The organism is Bacillus sp. MM2020_4 (assembly GCF_011250555.1).
Lineage (GTDB): Bacteria > Bacillota > Bacilli > Bacillales > Cytobacillaceae > Neobacillus.
The window spans coordinates 1-11106 of sequence record NZ_JAANMZ010000078.1 but is presented as its reverse complement, the minus strand read 5'-3'; the positions used below and the strand labels follow the sequence as shown (position 1 = coordinate 11106).

Sequence of the window (11106 nt, the reverse complement as noted above, 5' to 3'; positions counted from 1 at the left end):
GTCTACAAATAATAAAATTGTATAAAAAATAATAAAGTCATTTAAAAAATAATAAAGTTGTTTAAATATGGAAGTTTAACATCCGTTCGCTTATAATTAAAATAAGCGAACGGATGTTTTTGTTTTAGGAGGTATTTACAGTGGAAATATCAATCAATAATTTAGATTTTAGTGATTTAGATGAAAAATTAAATCATCTATCTAAAGAACAAATTGTCGAGATAATAACAGCATATTATGACGGAGATAAAATTAAAGACTTATTAGAAAGATATGAAATAAAGACAACTACATCAAATTTAGTAAGGATATTTCCTCCAATTTTAAGTGGTGAGCATTGTATCAAGTGTGAATCGCCTATTGTTATGCATCTAGAATCTAGATCTTCCTCCAATTATTTTAATAATCATCAGAAATATTGTTCAAGTTGTGGACATCAAGAAATTTCTTTTTGCAGCTGCGAATTTTGTAAAAAAGAAAGAATGGAAGCAAAAAGATTAGAGGAAGAACGCCAAAAAAAGTTATTAGAGAAGAAAAGACAATTATTATGTGATTATTATGAAGAAGATAATTGGGAGATGATTTTAGAGACAGATTTAAGCTTAGAGGATAGACTTTATCTAGCGGTTGTATTACGAGGAGCCCTTTCAGAAGATACAAGCTATATTGAACCTCTAGAAAATATTGAGGGGAAAATCGCACCCACAACAGAATATGAGAGGGAAATAATAAAGACATTAACAGGTAGAAATATTCTAGTTCCTAGCTTGAAATCAAAGGTAGATGACTTTGAAGTAGAATTTGTATCAGAAGATGATCAACAATATAAAATTGCTTACTATATCTATAAAGTTCATTATCGTTTGAATGTCATGCCAGAAGATGACGACTACGATGCTATGATTAAGCGATTATTGTATCCTCATTTGAACGATGAAGAAGGTTTTAAAGATTTTTGTTACGAGAAATGGAGACAAGTTGCCCTTAATGAATGCTTACAGTATTTGTTATATCAAATGCATAAGGTGGGCTATACATTTAATCCTGGAGAGAAGACGATAAGAGTTTTTGAGGAGCTCTTAGAACATTTCTCAGTTTCACAGATTTATAGCATTATTTATCGATCAGTTGCTAACAGTACTCAAAGATATCAAGCTAGAGAGATCACAAAAATCCATGCTCAGAATTCAGTCATAGCTTCATGTGAAAGTTATGGTCAACGAGCAATAGCGCAGGGATGGAAATTAACTTATTATGCACGTTTAAGAGATTTACCGGAGACGTATATTAGCAATGTTTTATTTACATCAATTATGCAAATAGCAGAACTGGGTTTTTCAGAAAAACCTACGCCAGATTTCTAAATGAAATGAGGAGACTATATGGCTAAACGTCAAATAGGTTGGACTGAAGCAAAAATCTCATGATACATTAAGGAAGGTAGAGGGCAAGGTGAACTTGCTCTTTACAAGCCTTGGTTAATTATTCAAGATGTACCATCTAGAGGACGTGTTCATCGCTTTATAGGGTGGAAAACATCACGTGAGCATCATTTATTATCAGATTTAGAATTTAATTACCTTTGCTTCTGTGATTGGGCAGACAACGTAATAGATATTCGTGAGCAATTCCCTTTAGATCGAGAAGTAACATTACAAATAGCTGACGATTTAGGTATAAAACATCCTCACGATAATAAAACAAGTACCACTATCGTTATGACAACTGACTTTTTCTTAACGGTACGTGAAGGGCCTTCAATTGTATATAAAGCTCGGACTCTTAAACTTGAAAAAGACCTCAATGACAACAGAGTTATCGAAAAATTCGAAATAGAGAAGTGCTATTGGGAACAGCAAGGAATTGAATGGGCAATCGTAACAGAAAAAGAGTTACCACAAATTTTACTTAGTAATTTAAAGTTTTTACGTGATGCATATTTTGTTGATGAAGGCGAAAAAGTAGATTTACTAATGAATGAATGGACTAACTTTACTGGTACTGTACTTGAAAATTTACAAGCATTCGATATGAAATATAATTTTGAAGCGGGAACGGCAATTAGTATATATAAACATGCATTAGCAAAGAAATTATTAAAAGTTGATATGAAAAAAAGGATAGATTTAAGGGAAGACGTCGCTAACGTCTTATGTACGAATACACCTGATGTTAAAAAGAGGTGGGCTTAATGAATTTTTATGTTAATGAAATTTTACAAGACTGCCAACAAGAAAGTTTATATAAAGTTCTTTGGCTAGATCAAGGTAATTCAATTATGTATGTCTTAGAGCTTAATAACCCAAAAGCATTCCCTGAAAAGAAGTTAGTTTCTGAAATGACAGATTTAATCGTTGTTGGAGATTGGAGCAAGAATATCGATACCTCCTATGATGTAATAGTCTCTAATGAATATGAAAATAAGCACTACGAAGCGAGAGATGCCGCATGGGCAATTATTGAGGATATTGTAAAAGAAGAGCCAGCTATTTACGAAAAGTCTTTTCGTACAAAGTTAATAAAGGAAGCTCAAGGGAAGCATAATGTAACCTATCCAACTATACGAAAGTATTTATATAAGTATTGGTCTAGAGGAAAAACGATAGACGCCTTACTACCAGACTATAAAAATTCCGGTGCAAAAGGAAAAGAACGAAAAGTTGGAGAAAACAAGCGCGGTAGACCTCCTGTTTATGGCGTTAAAGGGATAAATGTTGATGAAGAAACAAAAAGAATTTTTAGGTTAGCGATTGAAAAATACTACCTAACTTCGAAGCAAAATAGCTTAACAGCAGCATATAAGTTTATGTTGAAAGAGTTTTATGCAGAGAATATATATTACGAAAATGGCGTTGAGAAAGTGCTGTTAAAAGATGAGGATGCTATTCCTACTCTTACACAATTTAAATACTGGTATCAAAAAGAATACAATGCTCCTGAAGTATTAAAAGCCCGAAAAGGTGAAAAACGTTTCAATAAAGATCATCGCGCGGTGTTAAATACATCTCAATCAGAAGTGTTCGGACCAGGATCTCGTTATCAAATTGATGCAACAATTGCAGACGTATATTTAGTTTCTGAAGTAAACCGTAATTGGATTATTGGACGTCCTGTTGTTTATTTAGTAATGGATGTATTTAGTAGAATTGCAGTCGGAATGTACGTAGGATTAGAAGGTCCTTCGTGGGCTGGAGCTATGATGGCATTAACAAACGTCGTTGCTGATAAAAAGGTGTATTGTGCAGAGTATGGCATTGAAATAAATGAAGATGATTGGCCAAGTCGTCATCTACCAGAAGTTTTGTTAGCAGATAAAGGTGAATTTGAAGGATACAACGTTGAACGACTGGTAAAAGCATTTAATTTACAGGTTGAAAATGCAGCTTCATATCGCGCAGATTGGAAGGGCATTGTTGAGAAGCAATTTGATTTGATTCAAAAGAAAGTGAAGCCATTACTTCCTGGTTATATTGACATCGATTTTCAAGAGCGTGGAGCAAAGGATTATCGTTTAGATGCAAAACTAACATTGAAAGAATTTACACAAATTTTAATTAAGCAAATTCTACAATACAACACGAAACACTATTTAAAAATATATGTGAGAGATAGAGATTTAGTAGCTGATGATGTACAACCTATTCCTGTTGAACTATGGCGCTGGGGCATTAATAATCGTACAGGAAAGCTACGAGTTTTTTCAGAAGAATTAGTGAAACTTCAGTTATTACCAAGAGGAAAAGCTACTGTAAATCATAAGGGGATTCAGTTTAAAGGCATATCTTATAGCTGTGATAAAGCAATTAAAGAAAGCTGGTTTGAAAATGCACGAATGAAAAGCTCGTGGAAAATATAGTTAGCTTATGATCCGAGAAATATGAATCATGTTTATGTGATAGATGAATCAATAGGCTATTTTGAAGAATGTTATATGTTAGAGGTTTCTAAAAGATATGAAGGATTAAGCTTAGACGAAATAACATACTGGAGACAGCAAGAAAAACGAATTGAGCATGGACAAAATCACAAGCAGCTTCAAAAAGAAGTAGACTATATTGCAGATGTTGAAGCAATTATCAAACATGCTGAAAAAGAGAAAAAAGCTCAACAAGATACTACATTAAGTAAAGCTGAACAAGTAGGAGCTATTCGAGATAATCGAAGAGCAGAAAAAGATAGACAACGTAAAGTTGACTCTAAACCGATTGTTGAAAGACAAGTAGAAAATACTGAAGTCATTTCATTTCCTCAAACCGTTGCTGAAACTGATTTTAAGCGACCTAATGTACGAGAATTTTTAAATTTTCCCTTGAGGTTTTATAACATCCCCCATACTTTCCCAATGTTGGTCGGTGTTATTTAAACAAAGGATATAATCGACATGTTCTATTTCAACCTTTTGTAATTGTTCCTTATTAAATAAAATCAGTGAATTAATAGATAATGGAATCATTAAGACTACAATGAATAAAAAACTATCTCCAATTAATGCAGAAAGTATAAGAAAAGCTCATAAACTAGTTGAAACTGGAGGAATGATTGGAAAAATTGTTATCGAAAATTAAAATGTTTCCTTGGCTAGTCAAACAAGTCGTTCCCTGGGTAAAAATAATCGTACCTTACCATGAAGCGAATGCGGAGGATTTCCAAATTCTCTATTGTGTTTTTTCTTTTAACATTACTGTTCAAATAGTGACATTTGAAGGACCGAGAATACCACTGTATGGTTTTGGTACAATCACCATGTATTGACTTGGATTAAATTCGGTACAAGTTTGAGCAAAAGTGGGGAAAAAGCAGGGCAAACTTTTTCCTCTTCCAAAAGATAGAGAGAAGGCGTTAGACCAGGCAGGATAAGGATTTGGTTGGGAATAGGCAGGAGAAAATAGCCGGACAAAGATTTTTATTTATGAACACTAAAATTAACGTTTCTTAAATAAAGGCTATGTTAGTGTGCATTGTTGATTTTCGTGTAGGCATGAGAACTCATAGGCGGAGAATTTCCTGCTATTGTATATAGAGGGGGCTTAGGGAGCAGATATAAGCGGCGAATTTCCGATTAACTGCTCAAAATAAGACTAAATCCGACGATTTGGATACTATAAACGGAAATACTACCTTTATTTTTAAGACAATATGGGGATTTTTCACTATAAATGGAATTTCTCCGTTTATTTGCAAACACAGCGAAATCAACAGTCAATTATAACAGAGCCTAAATAAATAATGTTCCCAATCCGTAGGCTTTTCCGGTACTATTCCCGGCAGACCTTCGGGTTTTTTTATGCCAAAAAAAGAGGGGATCCAATCATGAACCGGCACCATTTTCAATCAAAATCCAGCCGCTTTTTCAATTCTGTGTTCCTCCAATACATTGTCCAGTAAGGGGTCTGGCTTTCTCCAGTTCTTTTTCAGTTGGTTTTCACACGGTATTGAATTGGTATCCTTTCTAGTGTTTTTCCTTCAGCACTTTTTCGTTCGTAAGTTTCCTTCGATCTGGTGTTGTTTCGAGAACAATTAATCCTCATTGAACAGCCATAAACAATGCATACCGAAGCTGCCGAGCACCACGCATCGTGTTACGATTCTGGGTTGCTGTAAACTTGCCGGATGAAATGAAGCTTGGTCCAATTCTGGCATAAGCCACAAGTTTCTTAGGATGATTAAACCGATCGATTTCCCCAATCTCGGCTAAAATTGTTGCAGCAATTTTAGGTCCGATACCGGGAATAGATTGAATTAATTCATAGCCTTCAATCTTTTCAGCTAGAGCATCTATGTTCTGCTCCAACTTAGCGAGATGCTCCCAGTACTGAAGGATTAAGGTTACAAGGATCTTTAAATTAGCGAGATGACTCGAATACATAGTTTGCTTGGACGGATTCCTTTTAGCAGTTTCAAGAAGACTTTGAACTCGTTCCATAATGGTTGCAGCCATCCCAATTACAAATGAATAATCAATGAATTTTGTATGGGTAAGGTACGTTATTCCGTAACATAGCCCTACTAACACTAATATGGTAATGATGATGTTTAGAAACGTCTTCATAATCCTATATCCCCTTTTTAGTTATCTGTATATTTAAATAATAACATAAATTGGAATTTATTTCTGGAAAAGGAGAGACATTGACAATAAAAATGATAAGTGATATTATTACCTCGTATTCGAGATATTCAATTTAAGAATACTTTTGAGGAGGTGAAATAGGTGAACAGAAAATGCACAAATTTGCCCTTTCTTGTTTTAATGCAAACATCTAAAACAGTTCAGGAAAAAATGAAGGTGGAAATGACAAAAAACAATCTTAGTATTACGGAATTTTCTGTTCTAGAGGTGCTTTATTTCAAAGGAAAACAAACCATACAGCAAATTGGTCACAGAATATTAATTTCTAGTGGTTCTATGACGTATGTTATTGATAGATTGGAACAGAAAGGATTGTTAACTCGGAGTGCTTGTCCAGATGACCGTAGAGCAATACATGTCACGTTAACTGATGATGGCAACGATTTGATGGAACATATTATGCCGATCCATCAGGAATGGGTTGATCACATGTTTAGTTCTTTAACTTCTATGGAGTCTGAACTATTCGTTGAACTTTTAAAAAAGGTAAATGATAAAATGGTTTAATGATTTTTTTTGAACTAATATCTCAGATTCGAGATAAAAAGTATAGAGGAGGATTTTAAAATGATAAATCTTGGTTTATTCATTATTCGGTTGGTAGTGGGGTTACTATTTGTAGGTCACGGTGCCCAAAAATTATTTGGTTGGTTCGGCGGTTATGGTTTAAAAGGTACTGGAGGCTGGTTTGATTCTATTGGTATAAAACCGGGTGTAACCATGGCTCTTTTCGCTGGATTAGCAGAACTTATTGGGGGCGTTTTGTTCACGTTAGGATTATTGACCCCGCTTGCAGGAATCATGATTGCAGGAACAATGGTTATGGCTATAGTTAAAGTGCATGGTGCAAACGGAATTTGGTCAACATCAAACGGATACGAATATAACCTTACATTACTTGCAGTTTCAATTGGCATAGCTTTAAGTGGTCCAGGTAGATATGCAGTAGATGCCTTTTTATTTTAATATATCTCAGTTTAGAGATTCTCATGGTAAAGCAAATAACTTGAGTTTTTAAATCCGGTACTAGGAACAAAATAAGATATCATGTTCTATTAGTTAGGTAGATTATACATTATAAAGGGGTGACAGGAATGAGTAAAAAAACAATGGGTATTCACCATATCACTGCAATCGTTGGACATCCGCAGGAAAATGTAGATTTTTATGCCGGTGTATTAGGATTACGAATGGTAAAACAAACAGTCAATTTTGATGATCCAGGTACGTATCACCTTTATTTTGGAAATGAAGGTGGAAAGCCAGGAACAATTATTACCTTCTTTCCATGGGCGGGAGCCCGTTCGGGGGTTATTGGAGATGGTCAAGTAGGGGTTACTTCTTATGTAGTTCCGAAAGGTGCCATGGCATTTTGGGAACAAAGATTAAAAAAGTTCAATGTTCCTTTTACTAAAATGGAACGCTTTGGAGAGCAATATTTAGAATTTGATGATCCGCACGGTCTTCACTTAGAAATCGTTGAAAGAGAAGAAGGGGAAGTCAATAATTGGACTTTCGGCGATGTAACAGGAGAGGTTGCAATAAAAGGCTTTGGCGGAGCAACACTATTATCGACCCAGCCTAACAAAACGGCTGAATTGCTAGAAAAAGTAATGGGACTCGAATTAGTCGGTAATGAAGGTGATTACGCCCGTTATCGTTCAACTGCGGATATCGGAAATGTTATTGACGTTAAATTAACCCCTATTGGCCGCGGGAAAATGGGTGTGGGTACAGTACACCACATTGCATGGCGGGCTGTTGATGATGAAGATCAATTAGATTGGAAAAAATACGTTGCATCCAAAGGGTATGGAGTTACCCCTGTACAAGACAGAAATTACTTTAATGCCATTTACTTTAGAGAGCACGGGGAAATTCTATTTGAAATTGCTACTGACCCACCAGGATTTGCGCACGATGAGTCACAGGAAACAATGGGTGAAAAGTTGATGCTGCCAGATCAGTATGAGCCACATAGAGCACAAATTAAACGAGGTTTGCTGCCATTTGAAGTAAGAGAACTAGACTAATTTTACGAAAGGGACTGATTTCCTTGCTTTCGATTGATCCAGCCTCATTGTCTGAAAGAGAAAATTATAAATTTCTTATTGGTAGTATCATACCTAGACCGATTGCTTTCGTCACAACGGTTTCAAAAGAGAGGGTTTTGAACGGTGCACCATTTAGTTATTTTACTATCGTATCATCCAATCCTCCGATGATCTCGTTATCTATTCAACGGTCAGCTGGGAGACAAAAGGATACAGCAAGAAACATCATCGAGTCTAAGGAATTTGTGGTTCATATTGTTGACGAACAAAATGTTGAAAAAATTAATAAAACAGCTGCAAGTCTTCCTCCTCAACAGAATGAAATTGAGTTAGCTAATTTAACTCCGGTAGACAGTGTAAGGATTGCTGTACCAGGTGTAAAGGAAGCGAAAATTAGTATGGAATGTACATTAGAGCATTCTTTGGAATTGGGCGGTTTAGATGCACCTGGGTGTGATTTTATTATAGGAAAAGTTGTTCAATTTCACATTGAAGATGATATTTATGATAATGGAAGAATCGACCCTGGTGGCTTAGCTGCTGTAAGTCGATTGGCTGGAAATAATTACGCCAAAATAGGTGAAATTTTTGAAATAGAACGACCTAAATAGGTTGTGTCTGGAAGGAGAACAATCATGAAACATATATTTAATAAGGGACAAGATCCAACAAAACCAACATTATTATTGCTTCATGGTACGGGTGGCAATGAATTAGACCTGCTGCCACTTGCAGGAATGATCGATGATAAGGCAAATGTACTAAGCGTTCGTGGTAATGTGTTAGAAAATGGGATGCCCCGGTTTTTCCGCAGATTAGCAGAAGGTGTCTTTGATGAAGAGGATCTAATTTTTCGAACAAAGGAATTAAATGAATTTCTTGATGAAGCAGCAGTAAAGTATGAGTTCAGTCGAGATAATATGATTGCAGTTGGTTACTCAAATGGCGCGAATATTGCTGCGAGTTTATTATTTCACTATCAAAATGCACTAAAGGGTGCAATTCTTCATCACCCTATGGTACCTAGAAAGGGAATTGATCTCCCTGATTTGGTAGGAAAATCTGTGTTCATCGCTGCGGGGACAAATGATCCAATTTGCTCGCCAATGGAATCGGCTGAATTACAATCGATCTTGGAAAAAGCGAATGCTAATGTAGAACTTCATTGGGAGGATAGAGGTCATCAACTAACGATGGAAGAAGTACAAGCCGCAGCAACTTGGTATCAAAAGCTATAATCAAATAAAGGATTTCAAAGGAATCATGTTTTAGGGTCAATGTCCCATCTTTTTATTAAAAAAGAAGATATTGGCCCTCTTTTTTATTTTTATTAAATAATTACCATCCAAGCAATTAAGAGAAGGTATAAATAATTCTTTAAGGGTAATTTTAAAAAATAGTAAATAAAAAAGGATGATAACTATTGGAGAAAAGATTGTTACATTTACTCACTAGTTTGTGTATAGTTGCCCTGCCCTTTCTATTTAGGGGTTCAAAAATGAGAGAAAACCTTGTTATATTTTTTTCGAAAGGGGTTCTTGCGACTTTGGTTGATGCTTATGTTGTCGGAACAAAAAAAATTGAATATCCAGTTCGTCCTTTAGGAAAGATTTTTAAAACTAACATTATTTATGACATGTTGTTTTTTCCTCTTTTAAGTGTCATTTGGGTGAAAATGTCCTATAACGATAATTTTGGAAAAATCTTGTTGAAAAGTTTGGTGTTTAGCGTTCCGATGAGTATCGGTCAGTGGTATTTTGAAAGGAATTCTAGATTATTTAAATGGAAAAAATGGACACCAGTCCATACATTCGGGAGTGTGAGTTTTACTTTATTTACGATTAGAGGTTTAGTGGGATTAATAAAAAAAGTAGATAAAATAAAGAGTAATCAAAATATAACCGAATAATAAAGGTTGAGAGTATGAATAAAACGAATAAGTTAGAAGCAATTCTTTGGAGTATTGCTTTTCCGGGTTTCGGTCAATTATTAAATGGTCACCTTGTAAAAGGAGTACTGTTTATCCTTTTAGAATTCATCATTAATGTAAACAGTTTATTTAATCAAGCGATCATGTTAAGTTTTCTTGGGAAGATAGATGAGGCTGCCGGAGTGGTTGATTACCAATGGCTTATGTTTTATCCATGTGTTTATATGTTTGCCATGTATGATGCCTATAAATTTGCGGAAGGTGAGAATCCTCGGTTATCATTTGTCCCATTTGCGTTTGGAGCCTATTTTGTCACAGTGGGTCTTATGTACTCTCCAAATATATTTTTTGGTGTATCATTTGGTCCTATTTGGCTTCCTATATTATCTTTGATACCTGGGTTAGGAATTGGATTTATCATTCGTTATATAGTAATAAAAACCTCTTCTAAAACTCATTACAGTGGGAGACCTTCTTAATTCAAAAAGAGCCTATTTGCATGGGCTCTTTTTGAGGAACATTAGCTGGTATATAGCCCTTTTTTCTTGAAAAATTATCAAAAGGCAGCATAAAACCCCTAGCTTTTATGAAAAAAAGGTCGAGCGATTTTTGACATTATTTTTATCAATTTCCTGGGAAAGACCAAATGGGAGAAGGATTTAAACCAAATCCAATCAAACGTTTAATTAATAAGGAAACATGGGAATACCTGTCCAAAATTGTAGTATTAGCGTAAAAGAACCGTTTTTCTCCATGGTTCGCACATAAAAGGAAAAAGAAGAAGCTTATTTTCGACAGGATTTAATTCAATTTCAAGGGTAAAACCCTTCATTTATAAGTGATAGCAAAGGTTTTAAACAAACAGTTGATTAGTATTTTGAAAGCTAATCAATCGTTTGATTGAAAACGTAATAATCTTTGAAAATAATGAGTTTCTTTTCATACAACTGCTAAGAAAATTGCTGAAATATCATAGTTACAATATGTAACTT

General features: G+C 35.0%; 11 protein-coding genes and 2 pseudogenes. 12 read left to right on the top strand and 1 reads right to left on the bottom strand.

Annotated features, from left to right (window positions below):
- The first annotated feature begins 140 nt into the window (after positions 1-140).
- From G6554_RS24730 to G6554_RS24710, 5 genes and pseudogenes are all read left to right on the top strand, one after another.
- Positions 141-1364 carry a hypothetical protein gene (locus G6554_RS24730; protein ID WP_166246752.1) on the top strand — a complete coding sequence of 408 codons (1224 nt, stop codon included), beginning with the start codon at positions 141-143 and terminating at the stop codon, positions 1362-1364.
- 66 nt (positions 1365-1430) lie between these two features.
- Positions 1431-2192 carry a TnsA endonuclease N-terminal domain-containing protein gene (locus G6554_RS24725; protein ID WP_347564349.1) on the top strand — a complete coding sequence of 254 codons (762 nt, stop codon included), beginning with the start codon at positions 1431-1433 and terminating at the stop codon, positions 2190-2192.
- On the top strand, positions 2192-3856 hold the full coding sequence (locus tag G6554_RS24720; RefSeq protein ID WP_166246750.1) for a DDE-type integrase/transposase/recombinase: 1665 nt from the start codon (positions 2192-2194) through the stop codon (positions 3854-3856). The genes G6554_RS24725 and G6554_RS24720 overlap by 1 nt, the downstream gene beginning before the upstream one ends.
- 21 nt (positions 3857-3877) lie before the next feature.
- A complete protein-coding gene (locus tag G6554_RS26425) occupies positions 3878-4363 on the top strand; it encodes a hypothetical protein (protein ID WP_166246749.1) in 486 nt (161 codons plus the stop codon).
- A gap of 49 nt (positions 4364-4412) precedes the next feature.
- Positions 4413-4565, top strand: a pseudogene (locus G6554_RS24710) (zinc-binding dehydrogenase); the annotation flags it as partial.
- A gap of 891 nt (positions 4566-5456) precedes the next feature.
- Here G6554_RS24710 and G6554_RS24705 read toward each other — a convergent pair.
- Positions 5457-5926: pseudogene (locus tag G6554_RS24705) on the bottom strand (transposase); the annotation flags it as partial.
- Between the two features lie 285 nt (positions 5927-6211).
- On the opposite strand from G6554_RS24705, the gene G6554_RS24700 reads away from it, so the two are divergent.
- The 7 genes from G6554_RS24700 (at position 6212) to G6554_RS24665 (ending at position 10593) form a co-directional block, all read left to right on the top strand.
- Positions 6212-6637 carry a MarR family winged helix-turn-helix transcriptional regulator gene (locus tag G6554_RS24700; protein WP_207343096.1) on the top strand — a complete coding sequence of 142 codons (426 nt, stop codon included), beginning with the start codon at positions 6212-6214 and terminating at the stop codon, positions 6635-6637.
- A gap of 60 nt (positions 6638-6697) precedes the next feature.
- A complete protein-coding gene (locus G6554_RS24695) occupies positions 6698-7096 on the top strand; it encodes a DoxX family protein (RefSeq protein WP_166246748.1) in 399 nt (132 codons plus the stop codon).
- Positions 7097-7224: 128 nt separating this feature from the next.
- The gene (locus G6554_RS24690) at positions 7225-8163 is read left to right on the top strand and encodes a ring-cleaving dioxygenase (RefSeq protein WP_166246747.1); all 939 of its coding nucleotides are present in this window, start codon (positions 7225-7227) and stop codon (positions 8161-8163) included.
- 23 nt (positions 8164-8186) lie between these two features.
- Positions 8187-8795 (top strand): flavin reductase family protein, encoded by a 609-nt coding sequence (locus tag G6554_RS24685; protein WP_166246746.1) that lies wholly within the window; start codon positions 8187-8189, stop codon positions 8793-8795.
- A gap of 24 nt (positions 8796-8819) precedes the next feature.
- Positions 8820-9422 carry an alpha/beta hydrolase gene (locus G6554_RS24680; RefSeq protein WP_166246745.1) on the top strand — a complete coding sequence of 201 codons (603 nt, stop codon included), beginning with the start codon at positions 8820-8822 and terminating at the stop codon, positions 9420-9422.
- A 260-nt stretch (positions 9423-9682) separates the two neighbouring features.
- Positions 9683-10093: a CBO0543 family protein gene (locus G6554_RS24670; RefSeq protein ID WP_166246744.1), complete on the top strand. Its 411-nt coding sequence runs from the start codon at positions 9683-9685 to the stop codon at positions 10091-10093.
- 14 nt (positions 10094-10107) lie between these two features.
- Positions 10108-10593, top strand: coding sequence for a hypothetical protein (locus tag G6554_RS24665; RefSeq protein WP_166246743.1), 486 nt, complete (start codon positions 10108-10110; stop codon positions 10591-10593).
- Positions 10594-11106 lie beyond the last annotated feature (513 nt).